Below are 1113 nucleotides of genomic sequence, written 5' to 3' on the forward strand. Positions count from 1 at the left end.
GATCTCGCCCAGCGAATGCCCGGCCACGTAATCGGGCCGGATGCCCAGCGATTCCAGCAGTCGGTACAAGGCCGTTTCGAGGGCGAACAGCCCGGTTTGGGCGAACACGGTCTGATCCAGCACCGTCTGATCCAGCACCCCACCGGCAGCAGAACCACCAGACCCAGCAGCCTCAGAACCACCGGTCTCGCCGGTCTCGCCGAGGATGATCTCCCGCAAGGTCGCACCACCGGCCAGGCCGCTCACAACCCCCGCAGCATCGGAGGCGGTGAGCTCGGCTTCCAGTAGCGCACACGTCTCGTCGAAGGCGCGGGCGAACACCGGGAAAGCCGCATACAGTTCGCGACCCATCCCGGGCCGCTGGGCGCCCTGACCGGAGAACAGCACCGCCACCCGGCCTGGCCGCACCCGACCCACGATCGAGGACGACTCCAGCACCCCGGCCGCCAACCCTCCGGTTGTCAGCCCTCCTGCCGCCGGCTCCCCGGTCGCCGACTCACCACCGGCGGCCAGCGCCCGCAGCCCGGCCAGCAGACCTTCCCGGTCCGTCGCCGGCAGCACCGCCCGGTGCTCCAGCGCGGCACGGCGCGCAAGCCCAGCCGCCACCTCCAGCAGCTTGACCTCGTCGTGCTCGGCCACGAACCCAGCCAGCCGGCCGGCCTGTGCCCGCAGTGCCGCCTCGCTCTTGGCCGAGACCAGCATCGGAAGTACCGGAAGCGCGGCAGCCTCCGCCGACGGCACGCCCGTGCCGCCGCCGACGGCCGACGGCTCCTCAACGGGTGGCTCTTCCACGATCACATGAGCGTTGGTGCCTGAGATGCCGAATGACGACACTCCCGCCCGGCGCGGCCGGTCCGCCTCCCGAGGCCAAGGCTGGGGTTCGGTCAGCAGCTCCACCGCCCCACCGGACCAGTCCACCTTCGACGACGGCGCATCGACGTGCAGCGTCTTGGGCAAAAGCCCGTGCCGCATCGCCAGAATCATCTTGATCACACCGGCCACCCCGGCCGCCGCCTGAGTGTGCCCCAGATTCGACTTCACCGACCCCAGCCACAACGGCGATAGCCGGTCCTGACCGTAGGCGGCCAGCAACGCCTGCGCCTCGATCGGATC

General features: G+C 70.5%; 1 protein-coding gene. It reads right to left on the reverse strand.

Going from position 1 to position 1113, the window contains the following annotated elements; genetic code table 11:
• The coding region (locus C4V41_RS60530; protein ID WP_146104320.1) for an acyltransferase domain-containing protein at nucleotides 1-1113 on the reverse strand (1113 nt) is incomplete at both ends.

Origin of the sequence: Nonomuraea solani, assembly GCF_900108335.1 — a bacterium.
Lineage (GTDB): Bacteria > Actinomycetota > Actinomycetes > Streptosporangiales > Streptosporangiaceae > Nonomuraea > Nonomuraea solani.